We start from the raw sequence: 23724 nt of genomic DNA on the forward strand, positions 1-23724 counted from the left end.
CGCCAACATGTGTTGTGGATATAACCTGTCATGAACCTGCGGACGTTTTCTGGCTTTCTGTTATTGGCCGCCTGCACTCCGGCGCTGGCCGATGACGGTTTCCCCGCCTGCCTTGCAGGGCTGCAGGACCAGGCCCGGCAGGCACGTGTTGCCGACTGGATCGTGGACGATATCGTGCCAGGCCTGCAGCAGCAGGCCAGGGTGCTGGAGCTCGACCGCAAGCAGCCGGAGTTCGTCCAGACCTTTGCCCAGTACCTGAATGCCCGTGTCACTCAGGCGCGGATAGAGCAGGGTCGCATCCTCTATCGCAAGCATCAGGAGTTCCTCGGCCGGCTGCAGCAAAAGTACGGCATACCTGGACATTACCTGGTCGCCTTCTGGGGGCTGGAAACCAATTTTGGCAGCTATCTCGGTGGCATGCCGACTCTGGATTCCCTGGCGACCCTCGCTTGCGATACCCGCCGCGCCGATTTTTTTGGCGGCGAATTCATCGCCGCGCTGCAGCTGCTGGAACGGGAGCGCCTGCAGCCGGAGCAGATGCGCGGCTCCTGGGCTGGTGCCGTGGGGCACACCCAGTTCATGCCCAGCAACTACCTGCGCTACGCCGTGGACGGTGACGGTGACGGCCGTATTGACCTCTGGGGCAGCGAGCAGGATGCCCTGGCCTCCGGTGCCAACTTCCTGAGTCAGCTGGGGTGGGTGCCGGAATTGCGTTGGGGGCGCGAAGTGCGGCTGCAGCCCGGGTTCCGTTTCGATCTGGCCGGTGGCGGCAAGTGGCGCCCACTGCGGGAGTGGTCACAGCTGGGTGTTCGCCGCAGCGATGGCGGGCCGCTGCCGGAGTTGGAACTGCAGGCAGCGATCCTGGTCCCTGCTGGCGCCGCCGGTCCCGTTTTCATGGTCTACGAGAATTTCGATGTGATCATGCGCTGGAACCGCTCTGAGTCCTATGCCATTTCTGTAGGCTACCTGGCAGACCGCATAGCCGGCGCCGGGCCCCTGCAACGGCCGCCGCCAATGACCCAGCGGTCCCTGTCGCGGAGTGATGTGGAAGCGCTGCAGCAGCAGCTCAACCAGCTCGGCTTTGAGGCCGGCGTCGAAGACGGTATTTTCGGCTCCGGCACCCGCGCCGCGCTGAGTGATTTCCAGCGCAGCCGGGGCCTGGTCGCAGATGGCTATCCGGATGCGGACAGCATTGAAGGCCTGCAGGATGCCGCGACCAGGGATGCCGCGGAAGCGCCTGGAGACGATTAGCGCGGCAGCTGCCGCGGCACCATGACCGGTCGCTGCAACCAGCGCTGGAAGCGGATGTTGATACGGTCCATGTTGTCCGACCACCACTGCGCGTCCAGCTCAATGGCCGTGGCCAGGTGCGTCTCGGTGGTGGGGAGGATTTTCCGCATATCCTCCTTGACCAGGGGCATGGAGGACCGGCGCACCGGGCCATAGGGAATGTGGTTGGCTTGCGCGGCCAGGCTCTCGGTGGAGGTGGCAAAGCGGATGAAATCCATGGCCTGAGCGGTATTGCGACCATTCCTGGGTACGCTCCAGACATCGTAGAACCAGACCTGGTGGTCCCAGAGGATTGCCAGTGCCTCCCCCCGTGCCACTGCGTCGTGGATCCGGCCGCTGTAGACCGAGCTCATGGCAACCTGGCCCGTCTCCAGCATGCGAATGGCCTCCTCGCCGCTGCGCCACCAGTCGATGGCGGGCTTTATGCTCGACAGCATCGCGAATGCCCGGTCCAGTCCCTCGTCGGTAGACAGCACCCGGTACACGTCCTCCCGCTGCACCCCGTCGGCGATCAGCGCCCACTCCAGGTTGCCCTGGGGGCTGCGCCGCATGCCCCGGCGGCCGGGGAAGTCCCGGAGATTGAAGAAATCCGCCAGCTTTTCCGGCGCGCGGTCGATCCTGTCGCGGTGATAGCTGACCACGGTCGAGCCGACCACATTGCCGACTCCGCAGGGCATCAGGCTGACGCTGATGAAGTCCCTGCGCGCCGGCGTGCCATCCGGTGCCGGTGGCAGGCTATCCGGATCAATGGTCTCCAGCAGGCCCTCCTCGCAGGCACGGATGGCATCGAACAGCTCCAGGTCCACCACATCCCAGCTCACATTCCAGGAGCGCACCTGGCGCCTGATTTCCTCGATGCCGCCACCGTACTCCAGCACGTTGACCCGGATCCCCGCGGCTTCTTCATAGGGGCGGATAAAGCCCAGGATCTGGCTTTTGACATAGGCGCCATCCCAGGAGACCACGTTCAGCGAGTTTTGCGCCAGAGCCGGAATGGCGAGGCTGCAGGCGCAGAGAATGCCGAGTCGGGACAGGGCGCGGGTCAGCATGAAGTCACCAGTAGAATCCGATATTGACGTTGAAGCGGCGGCGCCACTCGTCGCTACCCCCGGCGGCCATGGAACCGTCGCCGAAGAAGGCCATGTTGTTGGCCAGGATATAGTCGATGTAGGTGAACAGGGGGCCGCTGCCGATGGCGCAGCCGATGGTGTTGATCTGCGAGTCGATGGCGCCGGGTTCGTCCTTGAACAGCCGGGAGTAGTCGTTGTAGCAGGTTATCTGGTCTATCCAGGACAGGGGCGACTGGAAGTTGTAGGCCAGGTTGACGACTGCCACGTCCGCCTCGCCGGCGATATCGTAGCTGCCACCAAAGGCGCCCACCCGCACCGCGGTGGTGTCTGCTCCGGCGGGGTTGACGGGGTCGTAGGCATAGCGGATGCCCTGCAGTTGCAGGTTCCAGCGCCCGCAGCGGCTGTCGATATGCGCGGCGGCAGCCCAGTGGTCGCCACGGCGGTCGCTGGCGGCGTTGTAGACCTCGGACCACTGGCCGGAGCCGCCGACCTCGGTCTCGCAGCTGCTGCCGAGGCCAAAGGTATGGACCAGGCGGGCATTGAACTGGTTGATTTCCTCGTTCTGCTGCTCGCCAACCTGCACCAGGTCGAAGGAGTAGCGGTCGAGGTCGGCGGGACTGTTCAATTCCTCGTTCTTGTAGAAGGCGAGGTGGCTGGTCCAGGGACCGTCCTGGCGCTGGTAGCGAATGCCCATGTCGTAGTCGTCCGCCAGCCCCAGATAGTAGGGCACGCCAAACCAGGCGTTGTGCGCAGCAAAGGGCAGGATGCCGAAGGGAACCTGGTGAATGCCCACCTGCAGCTGGCTGGCATCCTCGAACTCGTAGCCCAGCCAGCCGTGGTGAATCGTGTTCATGTAGGAATAAAAGCGGTACTCCGCAGACACCAGGATGTTGTCGATCTTGCCGTCGACGTTGAGCCGGAATACGTCCAGCCCGCTCTCGCCGCGCTTGCCTTCCGAGCTGTCGAGGAAGTCCCGGTGTACCAGATTGAAGCGCAGGGCGCCGCCGACATGGATGTCAGGTGCACTGGCAACAGGTTCTGCAGCAGTGGCGAGACGCTCGGATCCGGACACCGCATCCATCAGTTCCGCGGTTGGCTCTGGCGCAGCCTGCATCGCGGGTTCCTCGCGCAGCACGGGCAAAGCCTGCCGGTCCTTCGCCTCCAGTTCCCGGAGCCGGGCCTCTAGGGCCTCAATGCGTTGCAGCAAGGCCTCCACCGTGGCCTGTTCGTCTGCCTGCACCGCGCCGCCGGCAAGACCGCCACACAGCGCTGCAGCTACCAGCATGGCCGCGCGTTTCACTCTCAGGACCCCGGCATCGGCTCGGGGCTGGGTTGCAGCATTTCATCGTGTTCCGCCATGTTCCAGGGCAGGCTGGCCGGGGAGATGTGCAGGAAGTGCAGGTGCTTCTCCAGTTGGTCGAGGATGTCGGTGATGATGTCGTGCTGGTCAAAACCGAACAGGTCGTAGGACTGGCCACCCCGGCGCAGGAATACTTCCGCCCGGTAATAAGTGTTGGGGGCATCCTGGTTATGCACCATCTCCGGGAAGGCGTAATTGGGCAGGGCGTGCTCCAGCATCCGGATTTCGTAGATGAAGTCGACCTGGTCATCCTTGATAACCTCCAGCCAGACACGGAACGGTGTTTCTTCTTCATGCACTTCGGCTTTCCAGCCCTGCTTGTCCAGCTCCCGCTGGACCCGGAACATGGCCTTGCGCACGGTCGTGGTGATGAATTCCGCTACCTGTGCCTGATCCGGGTGGTTTACCAGCCCGGCGAGCCGCCGGCGCCAGAGCCCTTTACCGGATGTGCCGGAAAACCGGCTCTGGATTTCCGTCTTCAGGCTGGTCTGGTGGTGGCTCTCGATAGTCAGCGCCCGCCACATGCCCAGGGCGGCCACAATCATGATCAGGGAAAAAGGCAGCGCGCTGGCGATGGTCATGGTCTGCAGGGCACTGAGGCCACCTGCCAGCAGTAGCGCGGCGGCCACTGCCCCCGCTGCGGAGGCCCAGAAGATCCGCTGCCAGACCGGGGTATGTGTCGCGCCACCGGACGCCAGCGAGTCCATCACCAGCGAGCCCGAATCCGAGGAAGTGACGAAGAAAGTGATGATCAGGATCACGGTGATGAAGGACACCACGGAGGACAGTGGCAGCACTTCGTAGAGCTTGAACAGGGCCACCGCATGGTCCGCCTGTACGTCGGCGATCAGCGTGCTGTAACCCTCGTTCATGATCAGGTTCAGGGCGGTGTCGCCAAAGATCGAAAACCAGAGGAAGGTGAACACCGTGGGCACCAGCATCACCCCGACCACAAACTGGCGGATGGTGCGGCCGCGGCTGATCTTGGCGATAAACAGGCCCACGAAGGGTGCCCAGGCAATCGTCCAGCCAAAGATGAACAGGGTCCAGTTGCCGATCCAGTCACTGCGCGAGTAGGCCTGCAGGTTGAAGGTGCGCTCGACGATATGGTTGAGGTAACTGCCGGTGTTCTGCAGGAAGCTCTCCAGGATGTGAATGGTGGGGCCGACGCTGAACACGAACAGCATCAGTGACACCGCCAGCCCCATGTTTAGGACCGACAGGCGCTTGATGCCCTTGTCCAGGCCCGCGACCACGGAAACGATGGCGAGCAGGGTGATGACCACGATGGCGATGATCTGCACAGTGATGCTGACCGGGATCCCGGGCCACAGGTAATTGATGCCGGCGTTGATCTGGGCCACCGACAGCCCGAGGGTGGTGGCGATCCCGAACATGGTGCCGAGAATGGCAAACACGTCAACCGCGTGGCCGATGGGGCCATGGATTCTGTCGCCGATCAACGGGTACAGCGCCGAACGGATGGACAGCGGCAACCCGTGACGAAAGGCAAAGTAGGCCAACACCAGCCCGGTCAGACCGTAGATGGCCCAGATGTGGAAACCCCAGTGAAAAAAGGCAATCTGCATCGCTTGCTTGGCGGCATCGACGGTTTCCCCCGCTCCGGCGGGGGGGGTCGCGTAGTGCAGGACCGGCTCCGCCACCCCGAAAAACAGCAGCGCTATACCGTAACCGGCGGAAAAAAGCATCGCAAACCAGGCCGGGAAGCTGTATTGCGGATCGGCGTGATCGGGACCGAGCTTGATATGGCCCCAGCTAGTGAAGGCAACGCTGACGATGAATACCAGGAAGAAGGCCACCGACAGCATGTAGAACCAGCCGAAGGTGGAGGTGATGTAGGCGAGAGTGGAACTGAACACCTCTCCCGCCAGCTCGGGATTGCTGATGGTGCCAACCACCAGCAGCAGGATCACGACGACGGCCGGAACAAACACTGGAATCAGGATGGTAGAGGTGGATTCGGCGGCACTTTTTGCCTGGTTCATGGATGGGTTTCCTCGATCCGGGGCTGTATCGGTGCGGCTCGTTGGCCGACCGGCGCGCTGTTCAGAGTAGCAGACCCTGCTCATCGGGTGTAGCGCCGACACCGCTGGCCTGCAGGAGCCCGCTGCCCCGGGCCACCCTCTCTGTCCGCTGCGCGGCCATTCACCTTTGTCCGCGGGTGATCGCGCAGGGACCGCGCTCCCACACCCCCCCCCGACCTGTAGGAGCCCGCTCTGCGGGCGATCGCCCGCAGAGCGGGCTCCTACACACTCCGGGTTATGCTACTGTTGGTGGCTTGCGCAACACCATTACCGGAGCCGCCATGAGTGCCCTGCAGAACCGCCAGTTTCGTCTCAAAGCCCGACCGGAAGGCCGCATCGAGCGCAGCCATTTCGATTTTGTTGAATCCGCAGTGCGGGAGCCCGGCCCCGGCCAGGCGCTGGTGCGGGTGCTCTATCTCAGCCTGGACCCGACCAACCGGATCTGGATGAGCGACATGGACCAGTACATGCCGCCGGTGGCGATTGGCGAGGTCATGCGCGGCGGTGGTATCGGCGTTGTGGAGAAGTCCAATTCTCCGCGCTACAAGCCCGGCGACAAGGTCCTCGGCCTGACGGGCTGGCAGGATTACTGCCTTGCGGATGAAGGCGACAATGCCATGTCAGTGCTGCCCGCGGATCTGCCGATCCCGTTGTCCACGATGCTCGGCGCCTGCGGGATGACCGGTATTACCGCCTATTTCGGTTTGCTTGAGCTGGGCCGGCCCCAGTCCGGGGAGACTGTTCTGGTTTCGGCAGCCGCAGGCGCAGTCGGTTCCGTGGTCGGCCAGATCGCGAAAATCCGGGGCTGTCGGGTGGTCGGCATAGCCGGCGGCGCCGAGAAGTGCCGCCATATTGTCGAGGACCTGGGTTTTGATGCCGCCGTGGATTACAAGGCGCCGGACTGGCGTGAGCAGCTCGCTGCGGCGACGCCGGACGGCATTGATGTCAATTTCGAAAACGTCGGCGGCGACATCATGGAAGCGGCGATGGCGCGGATGAACCTGTTCGGGCGCATGCCCCTGTGCGGGATGATTTCCGGCTATAACAGCGGCCAACCCATGCGCGCGGATTTTGCGCCCATCCTCATGCGCCGGATCGAAGTCCGCGGCTTTATCGTCTCCGACTTCATGGATCGCTTTACCGAGGCCACGACCCAGCTCGCTACCTGGTATCTCGAGGGCAAGCTCAAGCACGAGGAAACCGTGATCGACGGCCTCGAGGCCGCCCCCGAGGCGGTCAACCTGCTGTTCGATGGCGGTAACGTCGGCAAGCTGGTGGTGAAAGTCAGCTAATCACAGCTTCGCTCTTCCGGCGGCGTGTCCAGCAGTGACTGCAGGAGCACCGGCCGGTCGGTCATGATGGCATCGACGCCCAGGGCCATGAGCCGCAGCATGTCCTCGCATTCGTTGACGGTCCAGACCTGCACCGCCAGATTGGCGTTGTGGGCGTCGGCAATGAAGTCCGCCGTCACCACCTCGAGGAAGAAGCCCTCGGGCAACTGGCCCTCCCCGGTAATCTGGCTGGTATCCGGGGGCACCTGGAAAGCGACGTGCTCGGGTACTGGCGGAATGATGCCGTCACCGAGTGCCGCCAAGACCAGGTTGGTGCCCTGGTCCAGGGGCACCGAGGTGGGAATGCACGGCGCCGCGGCCTTGAACGCGTTTGCAGCTTCGTCGACGAACGAGGCTGCAATCACGTCATCAGTGCGGCCATAGGCCAGAAGGGCCTGGGCGATCTGCTGCTCGTAATTGCCCGCCCCGTCCAGGTCCGGCTTCAGCTCCACGTTGAGCCGCTCGGCGGCGAAGCGTTGCAGGGCCTCCTCCAGGGTGGGAATGCGGAAGTCCTCCGGGCTGTAGCCGGGCGGTGGTGGCCGCTCGCCGGTGGCAATGCCGCGGAACACATAGTCCTCTTCCGGCCGGTCTTGCGGGGTGCCGACTCCGGGCACGAACCAGTAGGCCGCATCCAGTTGCCGCAGTTCCGCCAGGGTCAGGTCCACCACCCTGCCGCTACCGTTGGTAGTGCGGTCCACCGTGAGGTCATGGAGGATGACCAGCTCGTTGTCCCGGGTCTGGTAGACATCCATCTCCAGCACATCGGCACCGACCAGGGCGACTTCGGCATAGGCGTAGAGGGTGTTTTCCGGAAAATCGATCACACCGCCGCGATGGGCGTAGTTGAGCGGGTCGGCGCCGGATACGCGCCAGGGATTGGGTTCCTTGTTGAAGGGCGCATCACAGGCGTCGTCGTCGTTGGCAATGGTGCCCACCGCGGCTGTGCCGGTGGGCTCGGCATTGCCGTCGACCTCGTACAGCAGGCGCAGGGTCTTGGCGGGCTCGTCTGCCGCGTTGCCGAAGACCTCTACCACAATCTCCGCCGCCAGCGCTCCCGCGGGAATGGTGACATCGCCCTCGACCGGCAGGAAATCCACGTCCGCCACGGCGCTGCCGGCTTCGGTGCGATAGCGCACCAGCACCGGCTCCGGCTGTGGCCCGGTCAGGGTGGCGCGAAAGCGCAGCTGCGCCATTTCACCCGGGCCGCCCTCGGGTATCGCCGTTGGCGCAATGGTCAGCGCCGAGGGGGCAACCGGCTCCGGTGGCGGCTGGTCGCTGCCATCGCTGCAGCCCGCGAGCAGTGAGACCACGAACAGTGCCGGTAGGAACAGGGACTGGCGCATGAGATGTCCTCCTGAATGTAGCAGAAAGGGCTACGCAATTTTCATCACAGTCGTTGGCGCCGGGTAGCGGTTTGGCTCAGCGGATGGCAACCGGATTGATGATCGCCTGTACCGCGCCGACAAAGCGGGGCTGGCCGAGGACAAACAGGAACTCTGTCGCGGCGTCTGCCGCCAGGGCCCGGGTGTCCATGTTCTCGAGGATGTACACCCCGTGGCGCGCCAGCAGTTCCTGATGGGCGGGGAACATCTCATCGGGTTGCTCGCCCGGCATGGCATCCAGGCCCCAGGTGTCTGCGCCGACCGCCACCACCCCCAGTTCCGCCAGGTAGCGCGCCCCCTCCTGGTTGAGGCCGGGCTCGCCGGCCATGAAACGCGCGGGATCGGAGTCGGCGATGGCGAGCCAGCCGGTGTGGAAGAGGACCACATCCCCTTGCTCGATGCTGACATTCTGGGCCGCTGCCGCAGCCTTGATCTCCGCGCTGCCGAAGACGGTACCCGCATCCAGAATCTCCTGCCCCAGATGACTGGCCATGTTGATCAGCACCCCGCGGGTCACGATCGGCGGCAGGGTTTCGATACCGAAGCTGGTCAGCCCGGTGACGGTGACAAACTCGCTGGCGTGTTTACCGTTGTAGTAGCGGTGGTTGATGCCCAGGTGGCCGAGACCGTCAATCTGGCTGCCGATCCCCATCCAGGTCTGCAGCAGGTCATCGTTGGAGGTGAGCTGGTTGGCGGCCATCGGCGCGCCGACGCCATCGTCCAGTTGCAGCACGGTGAGGGCGTAGCTGCGGGGGCCATAGGCGGGCGAGTCCGGGCCGGTTGCCACGCCCAGGGCATAGGTCTTGCCGGCCTTTACCAGGCGGGCAGCCTGCAGTACCTTTTCCGGCGACAGGTAATTGATTGCGCCCAGGGTATCCTCCGCACCATGGCGCGAGGGATACCAGCTGTTGTCTTGTTCGGCGCTGTACCCGTGCAGGGCGGGCAACAGCAGGAGCAGGAGGGTCAGGCAGGTCATTGGCAGTGAAGTCATGGCACGGGTTCCGGTGAGCTGTTATTGATTCCCGGCCACTGATCGCCGGCATGTCCCCCAGCAGCATAGAGCAGATTGGTCGCTGCTGCCGCAGTCCCGCGCTGGCCGTCAGTCCGCGGCGTTGTGGTACACGTTCTGCACGTCGTCCAGGTAGTTGAGCATGTCCAGCAGCCTCTCCATGACCTGGGCATCGTCCTCCTCCAGGGTCACGGAGGTCTGGGGCACAAACTGCACTTCGTCCACCTCGAATTCGATCTCGCCGAAGGCGTCCAGCAGGGCCTGGCGAGCCTTGAAATGTTCGGTATGCGGGACAAAGGCGCTGATATTGCCGCCCTCGCTTTCGATATCGGTCACATCGACGTCCGCTTCCATCAGGGCCTCGAGCGCGGCGTCCTCGTCGTCGCCGGGAAATACCAGGATAGCGCTGTGATCGAACAGGTGGCTGACACTGCCGGGCGTGCCCAGCTTGCACTTGGTCTTGGTAAAGCAGTGGCGAACATCGCCGAAGGTGCGGTTGGGGTTGTCTGTCAGGCACTCGACAATGACCATGCTGCCGCCTGGGCCGAAGCCTTCGTAGCGGGCCACGGCGAAGTCCTCGCCGCCACCGCCTTTGGCCTTGTCGATCGCCTTCTCGATCACGTGGGCCGGCACCTGGTCCTTGCGGGCGCGTTCCAGCAGGCTGCGCAAGGCCAGGTTGGCGTCCGGGTCCGTGCCGCCGGCCTTGCCGGTGACATAGATTTCCCGTGCATATCTGCTGTATACCCTGGCCTTGGCGTCAGAGGTCTTGGCGATCGATTCCTTGCGGTTCTGGTAGGCGCGGCCCATGAGCGTTTTCCGATTGCAATTCAGCCGTGCATTATAGGTCCCTCCCCCCGGGGGCTGACAAGTCATCGCGCGGTCCGGATGCTTGCGTGAGGTGGTTGCCGCTGCGCCGTCGGATACCGGGGCCGGGTTATGCTATTGTTTGCCGACGAAGCGCGAGTGGGTAACGGGTTCGCGCGACTGGATGCTTCAACAGGGAGTCAACGATGTCCAGACGAGCAGCAAACTATGGCCGCGCCCTTGTGGCCGCGGTGGTCACCTTCGGCGCCGCGGTGCTGGCGCCCCTGGTGTCGGCGGAGGAGAGCGTCGCCACCACAGCCTTGAAGGTGCTGGTGCGCGCTGACGATGCCAAGTTCATCGGCAGCGGTGTTGGCGACATGAACATCGTCGTTCGCAACGCGGCGACAGGAGAGCTGCTGGCCCAGGGCGCCATTACCGGCCCCACCGGGGACACCGAAGCGCTGATGCAGACGCCCCAGACCCGCGGCCGCTCGGCCACGCTGGGGGATCCCGCCAGTTTTCAGGCAGAACTCGGCCTGGCGCGACCCACCCGGGTCGAGGTCAGCGTCACCGGTCCCCTGGCGGTTGCCCAGAGCATCCAGTCCACAGCCGTGACCCTGTGGTTGATCCCCGGCCAGGACCGGGTGCAGCAACCCGTGATCCTGCACCTGCCCGGGCTCATAACCGAACTGCTGAATTACACGCTGGGAGAGGAGCAGCTGGCCCTGAGCGCCAGTGTCACCATGATCTGCGGCTGTCCCATCACCACAGAGGGCCTGTGGCCAGCTGCCGATTTCCGCGCCAGGGTACAACTTTACCGCGAGGGCGAGCTGGTCGCGGAGGGACCGCTGGATTTCACCGGTACCGACAACGAGTTCGCCGGGAAACTGGACCTGCCAGGCCCGGGTGATTTCGACATGGTCGTCCTCGCCCACCAGATCAGCACTGGCAACGCGGGCGTTTACGAGCGCCCACTGCGTATTGAATAGGCGCCGCGATGGCGGGTGAACCTGCTGCGGGCGCTGGCAGCCATTGGGTGTTCGGCTACGGGTCACTGATCTACAAGGTTGATTTCCCGTTCCTGCAGCGTGAGGTGGCCGAGGTATCCGGGTGGGAGCGCCGCTTCTGGCAGGGTTCCCACGATCACCGGGGCACAGTGGCAGCTCCCGGGCGCGTGGTGACCCTGGTGCCTTCCCCAGGCGCGGTGTGCAAGGGCATGGCCTACCTGATTGACGAATCGGTATTCGGGCATCTGGATCATCGGGAAAAAAACGGCTATCACCGCCACGAGGTGGATATTTCCCTTTCCGGGCGGGGCAACAGCGTGGCGGGCGTGCTATACGTAGCGGATGAGGGTAATCACGCTTTCCTGGGGCCGGCGCCCGCTGCCGAGATTGCGGCACACATTGCGGCCGCCTCCGGGCCCAGCGGCAGCAACAGGGACTACCTTCTGCAATTGGCCCAGGCCCTGCGGGATCTTGATGCCGCCGATCCGCACGTGCACGAGTTGGCACAGCTGGTGCGGCAGATCACGGCCCCGGGCTCTTGACTACAATCTGCCCGATCACCGGCAACGGCCAGGAGCAGACACGGAGAACAGCACTTTATGGAAGACAACAACAGCTATGTACCACCGCGGGTCTGGTCACCGGACACCGCAACCGGCGGCCGCTTCGCCAGCATCAATCGGCCGGTGGCGGGGCCGACCCATGACAGGGTGCTGCCGACAGGCAAGCACCCTCTGCAGTTGTATTCACTGGCGACACCCAATGGCGTCAAGGTCACGGTGCTGCTGGAGGAGCTGCTGGCGCTCGGCAGGAGCGATGCGGAATACGATGCCTGGCCGATCAATATTCTCGAGGGCGAACAGTTCGGTTCCGGGTTCGTCGCCATCAACCCCAACTCCAAGATCCCGGCCCTGCTCGATCACAGCACCTCGCCGCCGACGCGGCTGTTCGAGTCCGGTGCGATCCTGGTGTACTTGGCGGAGAAATTCGCAGCCTTCCTGCCCACGGCCGCGTCCGCGCGCGCCGAGTGCCTGTCCTGGCTGTTCTGGCAGATGGGCAGCGCCCCCTACCTGGGTGGAGGCTTTGGCCACTTTTACGCTTACGCCCCGGAAAAGTGGGAGTATCCGATCAACCGCTTCACCATGGAGGTCAAGCGCCAGCTCGATGTGCTGGATCGCAACCTGGCGGACCGGCGCTACCTCTGTGGCGATGACTACACCATCGCCGACATGGCGGTCTGGCCCTGGTACGGTGGCCTGGTACTGGAGACGCTGTACGACGCCCAGGAGTTCCTGGACGTGGGCTCCTATGCGCACCTCAATCGCTGGGCACGGGACATCCAGGCGCGGCCCGCGGTGCAGCGCGGGCGCCGGGTCAACCGCATCTGGGGGCCGGAAGAGGAACAGTTGCCGGAACGGCACGCGGCCAGCGACTTCGGAGGGTAGCAAGTATGGCAGGCTCACTTCAGGATCAATTGCTCAAGGCCGGTCTGGCGGATACCGACAAGGCCAAAAAACTGGCGAAGGAAAAGCGCAAGCAGGCCAATGTTGCCCGACGCTCCGGTGAGGAGCTCGGGGTCGAGACCAAAGAGGCAGCCCGCGAGGCGCTGGCCTTAAAGGCCCGGCGCGACCGCGAGTTGAACGAGGCCCGCAACGCCGAGGCCCTGCGCAAGGCGATCAACGCCCAGATCAAGCAGCTCATCGAAGGCCACAAGTTGCCGCGTGGACGCGGCGACATCGGGTTCAATTTTACCGATGGCAAAAAGGTCAAGAAGCTCTACGTCACAGCCATGGAGCAAAAGCAGCTCGCGGCCGGCAACCTGGCCATTGGCAAGCAGGGGGACCAGTATGAGCTGCTGCCCTGGCCCATTGCGGCGAAGATCGCGGAGCGCGACAGCAGCCGAGTGATTGTCTGCAGTGAGGCGGGGGCCCAGGAACTGACGGCAGAAGAGCAGGAGTGGTACAAGGATTACGAAGTGCCCGATGATCTGATGTGGTGAGCTACGTTACTGTGCCCAGCTGCCGTATGGCCGCCGTGCATGACCGGACATTTGCCTGGACCCGGTGCGGGTCTGGAATCGCGAAGATCAGGCATCAGATCTGTAAATTTTGGTACAAGCTATGTAGGCTTGCAGAGATCCAGACCGAACAAGCGGAAGGAGCAAGAACGATGAAAGCACTATTGGCCTGCCTGATCATCGCGTTGCAGTCGTTGTCCGCGCTAGCAGACGCGGACTCTCATGGGTCTGGCAATGCCGATCTGCAGGTGCAACTCATGCCCGGCGACGATGTCGCGGTAGCCACCTCCTTCGTCGACAACCGCACGCGCGCCCCGGATGGCGCGACATCAACGGTGCGGGCATTCGAGACCGATGTCTGGCAGAAGATCAATGGCGAATGGAAGATCATCAGCCTGCACTACAGTGTCATCCCGCCGCCAGAGTGATTAATCCGGAAGGGCCGGCCCGAGCACGAGGACCGGATGTCATGGAAAGGTCGCTTAATCCAGCTGCAGCCAATCCCTGAGGCTGCGGCCGATATCCTGGATTTCCTCCATGCACACTTCGTGTTGCATGGGGTAGCTGCGGTACCTCGGTGCAAAGCCCATCCCCTGCAATATCTGGCTCGCGGTATGGCCCATTGATTCAGGCACCATGGGATCCCGGGTGCCATGGAAAATATGAATCGGCAGGGCCCTGTTTGCTTCCGAGAGACTCACTTCCCTGGCTGTCGCGAAGTAAGTGGACAGCGCCAGCAATCCGGCCAGGGTCTTTGGATAGGACAGTGCCGTATGGTAGGCGACTGCGCCTCCCTGGCTGAACCCGGCGATCACAATCCGCTCACTGGGAATACCCGCATCCAGTTCACGCTGGATCAATTCCCGGACGGCGGCAGAAGACGATTCTATCTGCTCCAGATCAATCTCGCGCTCTATCGACATGGCGAGAATGTCGTACCAGGCCGGCATCACCATGCCACCATTGATTGTCACGGGTATTTCCGGGGCGTGGGGAAATACGAAACGCACACCGTGTTTTTCCGGCAGGCCCAGATGAGGTACCACCGGGACGAAATCGTGGCCGCTGGCGCCCAACCCGTGCAGCCAGATTACAGCGGCATCTGCCGTGCCGCCGGGTTCCAAAACTTCACAATTCAGCAAGATCCAACTCCCCCGTATTCAAATATGTCGCAAAGGATATCATGGGAGCTGGAGGCGAGAAGGACTTGAATTCAGCCCCCCGCCGGCGTGGTAAGTTTCCAAGCGAATAAACGGGTTAGCGATAACGCCAGTGTCAGGCGTCGGTGTTGTCAGGCGCGCCCCTTGCTTTTACATTTCCCCGTATACCTTTAGCGCTCACCTGAGTACCTTCCGGATGAGACTCTCCATGGACCAGGGTAAACCCAGCTGTCAAAGCCTGAACAGTGGCGAGCCGGCAAATGCACATTCTGGCGTAAGTGGGCTAAACTGTGGTTGTGATTGGCAGACCGGTGCGATTTGGAAAACGGATCGACTATTGCCACATTCTCTGCCCATGTACCCACTCTGATAGAGTCAGGCATTGAACTCATTATCGATCCTGCTGGTAGAGGACACCCTCGCCATCGCCCGCCAGGTGACTGATTTCCTGGAGGGGCATGGCTGGCAGGTGGACCTTGCCCAGACTGGCACCCAGGCTGTAGCGCTCGCAGTGGAGAATCTCTATCACGTTGTACTTCTCGATCTTAATCTGCCCGATATGGACGGAGTGGATGTTTGTGCGCGTATTAAGGAATCCGCCGAGATAAATGTTCCGGTGCTGATGCTTACGGCACGCGACAGTTTCGAGGACAAGGCCACCGGCTTCGGTGTAGGTGCTGATGACTATGTGACCAAACCCTTTGATTTGCGGGAGCTTGCCCTGCGCTGCCAGGCCCTCGCCAGGCGTAACGCCCTGAATCACAGCAAGGTGCTGGAGCTTGGAGAGCTGCGCATCAACCTTTCGCAGAAAGCCGTATGGCGGCAGGAACAGCGACTGGCGCTCACCTCAATCAGCTTCAAAATTCTGGTGCAACTGGCGCAGGCCTATCCGAACCCTGTATCCCGCTCGGTGCTTATGCACCAGATTTGGGGGGATGCGCCACCGGACAGCGATGCACTCAAATCCCACATCTACAGCCTGCGCAATACCCTGGACAAGCCCTTCGAATCCAGCATCCTGATGACCATTACCAATGTGGGTTACAAGCTGGATATTCCCGGTGCCTGAAAGGAACAGTATCGAGCGGCAGGTCACGAGAACCTTCGTTGGCTTGACCCTGTTGCTCACCACAGTCTACGTGGGCATGGTAGTTCTCTTCGCCTATATCACCGAAGATGCGCTTGTCGAGAAGCTACTGGCCCGGGAGATCAGCTACCTGCAGGATACCTATGCCGGCACTGGCCAATGGCCCTCTCCCAGGCTTGACTACATGATGCTGTATGCCAGTGCTGAGCAGGCTCCGGTGCCTGTGCGCCGAAAGCTGCAGGCAAGCCCGGACAGCGGCGAGATATTCACTGCCGACGAGAGACACTATCATGTGCGCAACTTCTACCTGGATGAAGATCTTCAGGCGCTGCTGGTTGCGGAGGTGTCGTCCCTGCTGGTAGTGACCAATCTCTCCGGCAGCCTGTTGAAAATTCTGGCTGGCCTGGTGGTGATTACCCTCGCCGTGTCACTCTGGCTTGCCTACAGGGTGGCGCGACGGACGACGCGCCCGATTATCCAGCTGAGCGATGAAGTAAAGCAGATGCATCAGCAGGGCAAGGCGCTGGACCTCAGTGCAGCCGGCAGAAACGATGAGATTGGCTACCTGGCGGAGACCATTCAAAGCAACTTCAACCAGATACATGACGCACTCGAAAGAGAGGGTCACTTTACCCGAGATGTCAGCCACGAGTTGCGCACACCGCTCACGGTGATGAAAAATACCCTTACCCTCTTGGAAACCCGGCCGCCGCAGCCCCGGGATATTGAGCAACTGAAGCTGGCAGCGCAACATGTGCAGAGGACCGTCGCCATCCTGCTCGCCTTGGCTCGGCAGGACTCGGTACAGGCGCAGTCACTCAGGTTACGCCCCATTGTGGAAGAAGCGATACTGGGCTTGCATGGGGCACTCGAGCGCTCCAATTTTTCGGTGGAAGTGGCAATAGCAGATGATTGCGAGCTGATCGGCAATCGTCAGTTGATCACGCTGCTGGTCGGTAATCTGGTTGAGAATGCAATGCGCTATGCCGCTGAGCCTTCACTGAACATCTCACTGCACGAGGACAGCCTGGTGTTCAGCAACGCGGTCTTTGCGCCCGTGATCGATGACCCGGTCAAACCCGGCAGAAAACAGGCAGACAGCCCCGGCCTTGGACAAGGACTATTTCTGGTTGAGCGCATTGCTGCAAGGCTGAACTGGCTACTGTCAACCCGCTCTCAGGCGGGGATATTTAGCATTATCCTGAAAATTTCACCTTGATTTGACCTCCTGTCACTTAGCCTGTGGTCACGGCATAGGCAAGGCGAAATCACATGTTAAAGAAATTACTACTGGGCATAGCCCTGATAATACTTTGTTTCACAGGTGCTGGCGTATGGGTCATCAACTTGCTACAGAGCAGTGAATTGACGAACCTGGCCGCCACAACCCCGGATAAGCTCGCCTACCTTGACGCGAAAGTAAGCTCGAGCAGAGGGAAAATTCTCGCCGTTGTGACCAGCACCGGCGAGATGGGTGAGTCCGGAAAACGAACAGGCTATGAGCTCACTGAATTATCCCGGGCCTATTACGTATTCACCGCCAACGGCTTTACTGTCGATATCGCCAGTCCGGACGGAGGACAACCACCGGTAGTGATTGATGACGATGACATGGGGGAATTTGACTATGCGTTCCTCAATGACCCTGTGGCAAGAAGCAAAGTCATCAACTCCACTGCGGTAGCGAGCATCAATCCCGAGGAATACGCCGCTGTGTATTTCGTGGGTGGCAAGGGCGCCATGTGGGATTTCCCGGACAATGAGGCCATGCAGAACCTCGTTCGGCACTTCCACTACAAGAACAAGGTGATTGGTGCTATCTGCCACGGACCGGCGGCGCTGGTGAATGTGAAGCTCGACGGCGGTGAATACCTTCTTGCCGGTAGGCGGGTCAGTGGATTCAGTAACGACGAGGAGCTTTTCCTGATACCGGAAGCCCGGACAATTTTCCCGTTCCTGCTGGAGGACAGGCTGCGCGCTCGCGGCGCGGCGGTGCAGACAGGCCCGTCCTACCTGGAGCAGGTGAGCCGGGACGGGGCGCTGCTCACGGGGCAGAATCCCTGGTCGGTTTGGGCGCTGACTGAATCCATGATTGTGCAACTGGGCTATCAGCCTGTTCCCCGGCTGAAAACCGCGGATGAGTACAGCGTCCAGATTCTTGGCACCTATGAGCAGCATGGTTACCGCAATGCCCGGGCACAGCTGGAGTTTTTGGCCGGCAGGGCAGGCACGCCGATCAACCATCGCCTGATCGCTATGCACTCGCTGGTTGCCGCGATGAAGATGGAGTTTATCAAGGCGTTCGAACTGGTGATGATCGCCGCCGCTGCCAGGCAGGTTGGAGGCCGTATATGAAGCGCTTATTCAAAATTCTGGCCACTGTGGTAGTGCTTGCTGGACTGGCGATGGCGGTGCTCTCGCTTACGGCGCTGCCGGCCATGCCGCAGACTGGTATCCACAGCGACGTACTGTTGCGCAATGTACGGTTACTGGTGGTTGAGGGAGGCGAGATGACAGGGCCGCGGGATGTCCTAATTCGCGAAGGCCTGATTGTCCGTATTACTCCAGTAGGGCAGCTGGCACCCGTGAGCGATGTGCTGGAAATCGACGGCACTGGCAAGTACGCAATTCCCGGCCTGTGGGACATGCACACCCACTCCACCAAGTTATCCGCTCAATACCTGCATCCTCTTTTTCTCGCCAACGGGGTAACCGGGGTGCGTGAAATGTGGGGCTGTATGTCCGAACCCGACAGCTATATCGCCTGCCAGGAAGACCGTGTCAGCTGGAATCAGGGTCTGGTCAGGGGAGCTGCAAACAGTCCTCGCTATCTGCAACACAGCGGCTTCCAGATTAACGGCGGCAACGAGGTGCCCGAGAGCTACCCCGATTTCTTCCGGGTCCGCAATGGCGGCGAGGCCAAGGAGCTTGCGGCCTACTACGCGAATCAGGGTGTGGATTTTCTCAAGATCTACTCCGAACTGTCCCCCCAGGCCTATCGCAATCTGGCAGTTGAAGCACGGGCACATGGATTGTCCATGGCGGGGCACAGACCGCTGGGGGTGTCACTCCCCGAGCTGATTGCAGCGGGACAGCGCAGTGTGGAACACCCCCGTCTGTTCCTCCTGGAATGCTACCGTGGGGCCAGTGATTTCCGCGCTCTTCACGACCCGTTGGCCGCCTTTAACATGGACCTGCGTCGCGAACTGGTGGAACAGCATGACCCCGACACATGCGCTCGACTGATGACGTCGATGGCGAGCGCTGAAATCGCCTGGGTGCCCACCCTGCAGGTATTGGCCATGAGCGCTCGCGCCCAGGATGCTGGTTTTCGCAACGACCCCAGGCTGAAATACATCCCCTGGCCGATCCGTGAAGGCATGTGGAAGCCGGATGCGGACAATGCTGCCAAGAAATCCAGGCTGGCCGGACACGCGGAGACCTATGAGCAATTGTATCAGTTGGCGCGGCGTAACCTGGTGGACGCGCATGAAGCGGGCGTTGAGCTACTGGTGGGCACCGATGCCGGGGATAGCTATATATTCCCGGGCTTCTCCGTTCACGATGAGCTCCGGGAATTTGTCGAGGCCGGTATTTCTGCCGCTGATACCCTGCGTCTGGCCACGCTCGGGGCGGCGACCTTTAGCGGCCTTGATCACCAGTACGGCTCTATTGAAGAAGGCAAGGCAGCTGACATTCTACTACTCAACGACAACCCTTTGGCTAACATCGAGGCAACTCGGGACATTTACGGCCTGCTCTTTAACGGGCAGTTTTTCAATCGCGCGGCGCTCGACGAACTTTTGAGTTTCGCCGAGCAACAGAGCAACGGCGTTCAGTTCAACCTCAAGTTACTTTGGAGCCTGGTCAGCAGCCCTATTGTGCGGATGCAGTTCGCCGATTAGGGTGCAGACGAGTCAAATAGTCGAAATGGAGCGATGTCCGGGAGATTACCGCTGCTGTGATCAGAGCGTTCGGCCAGAAAGGCCCGAGCCCGGAATTCGATTTTACTGACAAAACAGGAATTCGCCAGGTACAGGCGCAGGGTAACCGGCGCCATTGCTTCTTGCCCGCTTATTCGTGGGTGCCCAGCATAATATCCCTGGTATCGGGGCGAGTGTAGGGCTTGCTCATGAAGTTATCGACTGTCCGGTTAAACAGCTCCGGCGATGTTTCCGGTGTGAAGTGCGTTTCACCGGGAAAGATGGCCAGATGAGCCCGGGGAATGTGCTGGTACATCAGTACAGTGTGTTCGTCTCGAATAACGTCTTTGTCTCCCGCCATTACCAGCACCGGTACTTTTATCTGGCCCAGTTCGCCCAGCGTCATATTGGGTTGCTCCCGTAATAGCCGCAGATGCTCGGCCTGTACCTTCCAGTTCTGGCTGGTATCGCCTGCAGTCAGCATGGCATCGACTTCCGCCGATGCCTGTTTCACCCAGGCGACGGCCCAGGGCTGCACCGCACTCGCATCGGGCTGGAGGTTGGCGCCCATGGTTGCCAGCTTGTCGATCAATTCGGGGTGATCGACCGCCATGCGCAGGCCGATGTTGCCGCCATCGCTCCACCCCACAACCTTCACCGGCCCGAGTTTCAGATGACGAAACAGATCTGCCCAGTCGTCGGCCATCTGGATATAGGTCAGCTCACCTTCGCCGAGACCGGATTTACCGTGAGCACGACTGTCGGCAGCTACCACCTTGTACTTGCCGGCGAAGTAATCGATCTGATGACGCATGGCCGATATATCCTGGCCACTGCCATGAATCAGGGCCATGGGTTCACCCTCACCATACACTTCGTAATACATTTTGATGCCGTTGATGTCCGCGTAACCACCACGGTCGGGGCTGTCGCCATAGCCTGCTTCACCGTTTTGGGCAGCGGCCAGCGGGATGATCAGCCAGCCGATTGCCAGGCAGCCCAATAGTCTGCGTAGGGTTTGGGTATTTTTTGTCATGGCGAAATTCCTGTCTGATCGTTAGCTGAAATGGCAGACTCTGGACAGAGTACCCCTCAGCAACCAATTTCTGCACTGTTACCTGTGTGACCGGTAAGCACCTATGGAAAATGGTGGGCCCAGAAGGACTTGAACCTTCGACCTGCCGATTATGAGTCGGATGCTCTAACCAACTGAGCTATGGGCCCGCAACAGGGAGTTGGAGATTATAAAGAAGAAGCTGTCGCAGGCACAGCCCCAGTCCCGGGGTTTCGCGGGGTGACAGGCCCGGCGTCCGGTCGCCGGGGCTGGGCCTGCCTGGGGTGTTGCTTCATTCGGCCGCTGGCGGCGCCAGAATCAGCTGGGCATCGTACATGTTGGGACTTTTGCAGCTGGAGACACCCTCGTGAAGCTCCATGGCCTTCGCCATGCCGCCGCCGTTGACGTAGGCCTCCCAGGCCTTGGCAAACGCCGGGTACGAAGGCCAGGCGGCAACGTGGTAGTAATCGAATTCGGCGTCGCCGAAACCGAGCCCGGGAACGAAAATCCAGCTCGAGCCTCCTGCCCCCATGTCCTCCATCATGTCTGCGACCCTTGCATGGCCGGCGGCCGCGTCAGCGACGCTGGCATCGTCCTCCAGCGAGCAGCGGGAGAACCAGACAACGCCGTCCCCCGGTGCGCCTTCCTGGCCGCCTGTGGCATAGGAGGACATCATGGCATGGCTGCAGTCCACTGCATCATAGTAGGCCTTCGACACACTGCCGGAAGCATTTACCCACTTGTCGGTGCTGGAGCCAAAGTCGGCGGCAGACTGGTAGGCGCCTATCCAGCCGACATGGAATTCAGTGTCCATCGAGCGGAATTGCGGGGTAATCATCCAGGCACTGTGGCCACTGGTGTTGCTGGCGGCCCACTTCTTGAAGTTGGCGTTGGCCTTTTCCAGATCCTGCATGCCCTTGCCGTCACGGAATGTACAGGCATAGAGCTCTACCGGCTGGGCGGTCATGTGATTATCGGCGTGGGTGGGCGCAATGGTTAGAGTGGCAAAAGCGACCGCCCCCAGCGTCATGTAAATGACATTCTTCATGGTTTTATTCCTGTTTTGGGGTGGGAGTTAGCCGGCGGAACCGCGGTCGGCGTCCCCAAAGCCTAGCCCACAAACAGGAATCGTCAATAAATTGACTGGACGAGGTGCTGCTACTCGTCCAGGAAGCTGCGCAGATAGTCCGAACGGGTCGGGTGGCGCAGCTTGCGCAGGGCCTTGGCTTCTATCTGGCGAATGCGCTCGCGGGTGACATCGAACTGCTTGCCCACTTCCTCGAGGGTGTGGTCGGTGTTCATGTCGATGCCGAAGCGCATGCGCAGCACCTTGGCCTCGCGGGCGGTGAGGCCCGCCAGCACTTCCTTAGTGGCCTCCTGCAGGCCCTGGCCGGTGGCGGCCTCGATCGGCGAGCTGATGGTGGCGTCTTCGATGAAGTCACCCAGGTGCGAATCCTCGTCGTCACCGATGGGCGTCTCCATGGAGATTGGCTCCTTGGCGATCTTCAGCACCTTGCGCACCTTGTCTTCCGGCATGTCCATGCGCTCGCCCAGTTCCTCAGGGGTGGGCTCGCGGCCCATCTCCTGCAGCATCTGCCGCGAGATGCGGTTGAGCTTGTTGATGGTCTCGATCATGTGCACCGGGATGCGGATGGTGCGTGCCTGGTCGGCGATGGAGCGGGTAATGGCCTGCCGGATCCACCAGGTGGCGTAGGTGGAGAACTTGTAGCCGCGGCGATATTCGAACTTGTCCACCGCCTTCATCAGGCCGATGTTGCCCTCCTGGATCAGGTCCAGGAACTGCAGGCCGCGGTTGGTGTACTTCTTGGCGATGGAGATTACCAGGCGCAGGTTGGCCTCGACCATTTCCTTCTTGGCGCGGCGGGCACGGGCCTCACCCATGGACATGCGGCGGTTGATTTCCTTGATTTCATGTACCGCCAGCCCGCACTGGTCTTCCACCGCGATGATGCGGCGTTGCAGGCGGGTAATGGTTTCCTTTTGCGCGCTCAGTTTGGCGACGTAATCCTTCTTGCCCTTGGTCTGACGGGTGATCCACTTGACGTCGGACTCCGAACCCTGGAACGAGGTAATGAAGTCCTTGCGCGGCATGCCGCAATCGCGGATGGCGATGGTCATGATCTGCCGTTCCTGGTCGCGTACGGCAGCCAGCACCTGGCGGGGCTTGTCCATCAGCGGATCGAATACCCGCGGGGTCAGCTTGAAGAACTTGAACAGTTCGCCCAGCTTTTCCATTTCCTTGATCGTGGTCTTGTCGCTGCGGCCATTGCTGGCAATGGCTTTCTCGGTCTTGCTGAACTGGCGCTTGAGGGCGGTGAAGCGCTTCTTGGCTTCCACCGGATCGGGGCCGGACTCGGTTTCCTCGTCGGAGTTGTCGGCGTCTGCAGACTCGGCGAGTTCTGCGGCAACCTCGGCGGCAGAGGGCACGTGATCGGCCGGGTCCAGGTAGCCGATGATGACATCGCCCAGCCGACGCTCTTCCCTCAGCACCTGGTCGTACTCGTCCAGCACCTGCTTCACCGCACCGGGGTAGTGGGCCAGGGCCGCCATCAGCTCGCGGATGCCTTCCTCAATACGCTTGGCGATAACGATCTCGCCTTCCCGGGTCAGCAGTTCGACGGTGCCCATTTCGCGCATGTACATGCGCACCGGGTCGGTAGTGCGACCGGCCTCGGTTTCGACGGCGGCGAGGGCGGCGGCGGCCTCGGCCGCGGCGATGTCATCGGCAGCGCTGTCGCCCTCGGTCATCAACAGTTCATCGGCATCCGGGGCGACCTCAAACACCTGGATGCCCATGTCGTTGATCATCTGGATGATGTCTTCAACCTGGTCCGGATCGGAGATGTCTTCCGGCAGGTGATCGTTGACTTCGGAGTAGGTCAGGTAACCCTGGTCCTTGCCGCGGGCGATGAGATCCTTGAGCCGGGACTGTTGTTGGGCGACGTTGGTCATTCAGCAGACACCTTCGAATAAAATGCAAAAAAAATTTAGCCGGCGATTATAACCGGAAAATCAGTGACTTAGCCAGCGAAATCCCTGGCAATTTAACGGCTCCTGGTCCCGCTGGTGCCTGCTTTCGGGCACCACTACCCGCTTTATATGGGGGCTATGGCTGCCGGTTGCAAGCCGCGCATCTGGATGCCTGCGGGGTGGCGGTGGAGTGA

Annotated in this window: 21 protein-coding genes and 1 tRNA gene; 11 read left to right on the forward strand and 11 right to left on the reverse strand. The window is 61.5% G+C overall.

Annotated elements, in window-relative coordinates; all coding sequences use genetic code 11:
- Positions 1 to 30 precede the first annotated feature (30 nt).
- Positions 31 to 1251: a lytic murein transglycosylase gene (locus RLO07_RS00290; protein ID WP_462290130.1), complete on the forward strand. Its 1221-nt coding sequence runs from the start codon at positions 31 to 33 to the stop codon at positions 1249 to 1251.
- On the opposite strand, the gene RLO07_RS00295 is transcribed toward RLO07_RS00290, so the two are convergent.
- The 3 genes from RLO07_RS00295 to RLO07_RS00305 are packed head-to-tail and all read right to left on the reverse strand — an operon-like array spanning position 1248 to position 5726.
- Positions 1248 to 2339, reverse strand: a complete 1092-nt coding sequence (locus RLO07_RS00295; RefSeq protein ID WP_462290131.1) for an ABC transporter substrate-binding protein — start codon at positions 2337 to 2339, stop codon at positions 1248 to 1250. The two genes, RLO07_RS00290 and RLO07_RS00295, sit on opposite strands and share 4 nt — an antisense overlap.
- 4 nt (positions 2340 to 2343) lie before the next feature.
- Positions 2344 to 3660 carry a hypothetical protein gene (locus RLO07_RS00300; protein WP_462290132.1) on the reverse strand — a complete coding sequence of 439 codons (1317 nt, stop codon included), beginning with the start codon at positions 3658 to 3660 and terminating at the stop codon, positions 2344 to 2346.
- A 2-nt stretch (positions 3661 to 3662) separates the two neighbouring features.
- The gene (locus RLO07_RS00305) at positions 3663 to 5726 is read right to left on the reverse strand and encodes a BCCT family transporter (RefSeq protein WP_462290133.1); all 2064 of its coding nucleotides are present in this window, start codon (positions 5724 to 5726) and stop codon (positions 3663 to 3665) included.
- A gap of 320 nt (positions 5727 to 6046) precedes the next feature.
- Between RLO07_RS00305 and RLO07_RS00310 the strand changes: the two genes are divergently transcribed.
- Positions 6047 to 7057 carry an NADP-dependent oxidoreductase gene (locus RLO07_RS00310; protein ID WP_462290134.1) on the forward strand — a complete coding sequence of 337 codons (1011 nt, stop codon included), beginning with the start codon at positions 6047 to 6049 and terminating at the stop codon, positions 7055 to 7057.
- On the opposite strand, the gene RLO07_RS00315 is transcribed toward RLO07_RS00310, so the two are convergent.
- From RLO07_RS00315 to RLO07_RS00325, 3 genes are all read right to left on the reverse strand, one after another.
- Positions 7054 to 8439 (reverse strand): glycerophosphodiester phosphodiesterase family protein, encoded by a 1386-nt coding sequence (locus RLO07_RS00315; protein ID WP_462290135.1) that lies wholly within the window; start codon positions 8437 to 8439, stop codon positions 7054 to 7056. The two genes, RLO07_RS00310 and RLO07_RS00315, sit on opposite strands and share 4 nt — an antisense overlap.
- A 76-nt stretch (positions 8440 to 8515) precedes the next feature.
- Entirely contained in the window at positions 8516 to 9469 is a 954-nt protein-coding gene (locus RLO07_RS00320; RefSeq protein ID WP_462290136.1) for a cyclase family protein, read from the reverse strand.
- A 108-nt stretch (positions 9470 to 9577) separates the two neighbouring features.
- Positions 9578 to 10294 (reverse strand): YebC/PmpR family DNA-binding transcriptional regulator, encoded by a 717-nt coding sequence (locus tag RLO07_RS00325; RefSeq protein ID WP_462290137.1) that lies wholly within the window; start codon positions 10292 to 10294, stop codon positions 9578 to 9580.
- Between the two features lie 203 nt (positions 10295 to 10497).
- Here RLO07_RS00325 and RLO07_RS00330 point away from each other — a divergent pair, with 203 nt between their 5' ends.
- The 5 genes from RLO07_RS00330 to RLO07_RS00350 all read left to right on the forward strand — a co-directional run bounded on the left by RLO07_RS00330 (position 10498) and on the right by RLO07_RS00350 (position 13743).
- Positions 10498 to 11280, forward strand: a complete 783-nt coding sequence (locus RLO07_RS00330) for a hypothetical protein (protein WP_462290138.1) — start codon at positions 10498 to 10500, stop codon at positions 11278 to 11280.
- Between the two features lie 8 nt (positions 11281 to 11288).
- Positions 11289 to 11840 carry a gamma-glutamylcyclotransferase gene (locus tag RLO07_RS00335; protein ID WP_462290139.1) on the forward strand — a complete coding sequence of 184 codons (552 nt, stop codon included), beginning with the start codon at positions 11289 to 11291 and terminating at the stop codon, positions 11838 to 11840.
- 57 nt (positions 11841 to 11897) lie between these two features.
- The gene (gene yghU, locus RLO07_RS00340; RefSeq protein ID WP_462290140.1) at positions 11898 to 12743 is read left to right on the forward strand and encodes a glutathione-dependent disulfide-bond oxidoreductase; all 846 of its coding nucleotides are present in this window, start codon (positions 11898 to 11900) and stop codon (positions 12741 to 12743) included.
- 5 nt (positions 12744 to 12748) lie between these two features.
- A complete protein-coding gene (locus tag RLO07_RS00345; RefSeq protein WP_462290141.1) occupies positions 12749 to 13297 on the forward strand; it encodes a DUF2058 domain-containing protein in 549 nt (182 codons plus the stop codon).
- 170 nt (positions 13298 to 13467) lie between these two features.
- Entirely contained in the window at positions 13468 to 13743 is a 276-nt protein-coding gene (locus RLO07_RS00350) for a YybH family protein (protein ID WP_462290142.1), read from the forward strand.
- 54 nt (positions 13744 to 13797) lie between these two features.
- Here the strand turns inward: RLO07_RS00350 and RLO07_RS00355 are convergent, their stop codons facing one another.
- Positions 13798 to 14457: an alpha/beta hydrolase gene (locus RLO07_RS00355; RefSeq protein ID WP_462290143.1), complete on the reverse strand. Its 660-nt coding sequence runs from the start codon at positions 14455 to 14457 to the stop codon at positions 13798 to 13800.
- Positions 14458 to 14857: 400 nt separating this feature from the next.
- Here RLO07_RS00355 and RLO07_RS00360 point away from each other — a divergent pair, with 400 nt between their 5' ends.
- The 4 genes from RLO07_RS00360 to RLO07_RS00375 are packed head-to-tail and all read left to right on the forward strand — an operon-like array spanning position 14858 to position 19467.
- Positions 14858 to 15544, forward strand: coding sequence for a response regulator transcription factor (locus RLO07_RS00360; RefSeq protein WP_462290144.1), 687 nt, complete (start codon positions 14858 to 14860; stop codon positions 15542 to 15544).
- Positions 15537 to 16781, forward strand: coding sequence for a sensor histidine kinase (locus RLO07_RS00365; RefSeq protein ID WP_462290145.1), 1245 nt, complete (start codon positions 15537 to 15539; stop codon positions 16779 to 16781). The genes RLO07_RS00360 and RLO07_RS00365 overlap by 8 nt, the downstream gene beginning before the upstream one ends.
- A 53-nt stretch (positions 16782 to 16834) precedes the next feature.
- The gene (locus tag RLO07_RS00370) at positions 16835 to 17917 is read left to right on the forward strand and encodes a type 1 glutamine amidotransferase domain-containing protein (protein ID WP_462290146.1); all 1083 of its coding nucleotides are present in this window, start codon (positions 16835 to 16837) and stop codon (positions 17915 to 17917) included.
- The gene (locus RLO07_RS00375) at positions 17914 to 19467 is read left to right on the forward strand and encodes an amidohydrolase family protein (protein WP_462290147.1); all 1554 of its coding nucleotides are present in this window, start codon (positions 17914 to 17916) and stop codon (positions 19465 to 19467) included. The genes RLO07_RS00370 and RLO07_RS00375 overlap by 4 nt, the downstream gene beginning before the upstream one ends.
- Before the next feature lie 169 nt (positions 19468 to 19636).
- Here the strand turns inward: RLO07_RS00375 and RLO07_RS00380 are convergent, their stop codons facing one another.
- From RLO07_RS00380 to rpoD, 4 genes are all read right to left on the reverse strand, one after another.
- Complete coding sequence (locus tag RLO07_RS00380) at positions 19637 to 20521, reverse strand: alpha/beta fold hydrolase (protein ID WP_462290148.1); 885 nt, start codon at positions 20519 to 20521, stop codon at positions 19637 to 19639.
- Positions 20522 to 20632: 111 nt separating this feature from the next.
- Positions 20633 to 20709, reverse strand: a tRNA-Ile gene (locus tag RLO07_RS00385).
- Between the two features lie 122 nt (positions 20710 to 20831).
- Positions 20832 to 21587 carry a hypothetical protein gene (locus tag RLO07_RS00390; protein ID WP_462290149.1) on the reverse strand — a complete coding sequence of 252 codons (756 nt, stop codon included), beginning with the start codon at positions 21585 to 21587 and terminating at the stop codon, positions 20832 to 20834.
- 110 nt (positions 21588 to 21697) lie between these two features.
- Positions 21698 to 23512, reverse strand: coding sequence for an RNA polymerase sigma factor RpoD (rpoD, locus tag RLO07_RS00395; RefSeq protein WP_462290150.1), 1815 nt, complete (start codon positions 23510 to 23512; stop codon positions 21698 to 21700).
- Positions 23513 to 23724: the final 212 nt, after the last annotated feature.

This window comes from Haliea sp., from assembly GCF_040221975.1.
In the GTDB taxonomy this organism is placed as follows: Bacteria; Pseudomonadota; Gammaproteobacteria; order Pseudomonadales; family Halieaceae; genus Haliea.